The 2,356-nt window shown below is 54.4% G+C and carries 3 protein-coding genes; all 3 read right to left on the reverse strand.

What is annotated here, in order from left to right; all coding sequences use genetic code 11:
• The coding region (locus L692_RS0102495; protein ID WP_025696906.1) for an iron-containing alcohol dehydrogenase at positions 1 to 436 on the reverse strand (436 nt) is incomplete at its 3' end.
• 38 nt (positions 437 to 474) lie between these two features.
• Entirely contained in the window at positions 475 to 1,599 is a 1,125-nt protein-coding gene (gene hisC / locus L692_RS0102500; RefSeq protein WP_025696907.1) for a histidinol-phosphate transaminase, read from the reverse strand.
• A 360-nt stretch (positions 1,600 to 1,959) separates the two neighbouring features.
• On the reverse strand, positions 1,960 to 2,356 hold a 397-nt coding region (locus L692_RS0102505; protein ID WP_025696910.1), incomplete at its 5' end, for an FAD-dependent oxidoreductase.

The raw sequence follows: 2,356 nt of genomic DNA on the forward strand, positions 1-2,356 counted from the left end.
GCGATCTCTCCAGCAACAACCCTCCGGTCTGCGTGCCTTGACGGGTGTAGGTTACGGACAGGGCGGACCATGCGGCGCAGGTTGCCGCGATGGTGGGCACCGTGACAACCGGCAGGCTCAGCTTGTCGCCCACAGCCTTGATCGTATCCAGAATTTTGCCGCCGCCGATGCCAATAAGCACCTCGGCTGCCGAAGCTTGCGCCGCCGCTGCGAGAATATCAATATCCTCCAGCGTGCAGTAGCCTTCATACACCTGGAGCTCGTACACAATCCCGCTGTCGTCCAGGCTTGTCAGCAGCGTCCCGCCGGCGACGGACAACGCCGTCTTTCCTGCCAGTATCCAGGCCCGCTTGCCGATGGAGGCAACAATCTCTCCTCCCTTTGCAAGAATTCCCGGTTCATTCCAGTATTTCTCCGGAGCTTTTGCCAAGATCATCCTCATTCTCTCCCCTCATTGATTAAGCCTATAAGGCGTCAACCCTTTAAACTGCCGGCCGCCTCCGGCGCTTTCAGCACCTTCCGCAGCGCCTCAATAAACAGGCGGTTTTCCTCCATTGTTCCAATGCTGACTCTAAGCCACTCCTTCATGCCGTAAGCCGCGCCGGGACGAATAATTACCCCTTCCTTTAAAAGCTGCTGATACAGTGTCTCGCTGTCCTGTCCGGTACGCACCATGATGAAGCTGGCTTCCGTTGGAATGTAACGAAGTCCCTGCTCTTCGAAGGCTTGGTATAAATATTCCTTTCCTTGGCGGTTATTCTCGTACACAGTCTCCCTGAATCCGGCGTCCTTCAACCCGGCCAACGCCGAAGCTTGGGCGACCGCGTTCACATTGAAAATCTGGCGGCAGCGATTCATATAATCGGCCGTTTCCTCGCTTGCGGCGGCGTACCCGATGCGCAAAGAGGCCAGACCGTAAATCTTGGAAAAGGTGCGGAGTACGATGAGATTTGGATACTGCCCGATCCAATCGAGCGTATCCGGGTAGCCCTCTCCGGTTACAAAATCACAGTAGGCCTCATCCATGGCGACCACAATCGAAGGCGGAATATCCTTCAGGAACCGGCTCAGTTCTCCGTGTGTAAAGATGGTGCCGGTGGGGTTGTTGGGATTGCAGAGCCAGATCACCCTCGTGTGATCCGTGATTTCTCTCTTGACGGCATCCAGATCGACCCGGTGCTCCGTCAACGGCACCTGTATGATCCTGCCCTCCTGCAGCTTGGTGACCGTACCGTACCAGGAGAAGGAAGGCTCCGGCATAATGGCTTCATCCCCCGGCCCGATGAACGTTTCGGCAACAAAGGCGATCAGCTCGAAGGAGCCTGCCCCGATAACGAACTGCTGCGGCCGAAGCCCGGTCTGCCGGGACAGTTCGGCCTTAAGCTCCGAGCTCCCTCCGTCCGGATAGCGGGAGGGGCTTTGCAGCGCAGCCGCCGCCGCTTCCTTGACCCGGGGGGAGCAGCCCAGAGGATTCTCGTTGGAGGCCAGCTTGATTACCTTCCGGAGCCCAAGCTCCTGTACGACCTCCTCCAGCCGCTTGCCTGGAATATATGGATCAATTCCGTGAAGACCTTTCTTATAGGGTAACGCTGCGCACATCGGCCTAAAGCCTCCTTATTTCTGCGTATTCCGGATGCCTCGGCATGTTCAAAGGGCATCCGGGCGGATTGGAATCATTCAACGGCCAGCAATAAAAAAAGAGACCCGATTAATGATGAGCATTAATCCGGCCTCCGGTTTTCCAGTTGGCGACGAAGTGGAAATACGATTTTACCAATCTATTTAGTGTGTTTTAGTTTCAAAAAAATCCAATTGACTTGTTACAATATATCATCGCCCAGGGGTCATTTCAAGCGTCAAAATAGTGAATTTGTTCACGTAATGAGTATAAAAGACTGCGGCGGATGGATCGTTCCCGGTTGCCGCAGTCTTTCATCGTTCTATAGGGTTTGGGCAAAATTATATAGCCAGCGCCGTCTTGTACGCCAGGTTGATGCCTTCCAGAGCTTTGCCGACAACAGCGGCATCGCCAATCACCTTAACGCTGTGCTTGTCTCCAAGCTCGGAAACCAATGCATTATTTGACTTTGATCCAATGGCCAGAACGACCAAAGCGGCAGGCAGCGCTTGCTGTCCCTCTTCCGTTTCAATAATGACGTGGGTATCCGTGATCTCCAGCACCTTCGAATTGACGTGAACGGCCACTTCATTATGCTTTAAGGATTTCAGCAAGAACTCTTTGGATGCCGGCTCCATGTCGGCGGCAATTTCCGGACGCATCTCAACGATGGAGGTCTTTCGATTATGCACCGCAATATGCTCGGCCGTTTCCGCTCCTACCAGACCGCCGCCAATA

It is taken from the genome of Paenibacillus forsythiae T98 (assembly GCF_000520735.1).
Classification (GTDB): Bacteria; Bacillota; Bacilli; order Paenibacillales; family Paenibacillaceae; genus Paenibacillus_AQ; species Paenibacillus_AQ forsythiae.

Coding starts and splice junctions, on each gene's coding strand:
- hisC (WP_025696907.1), bottom strand. CDS start 1,599: ATGTGCGCAGCGTTACCCTATAAGAAAGGTCTTCACGGAATTGATCCA.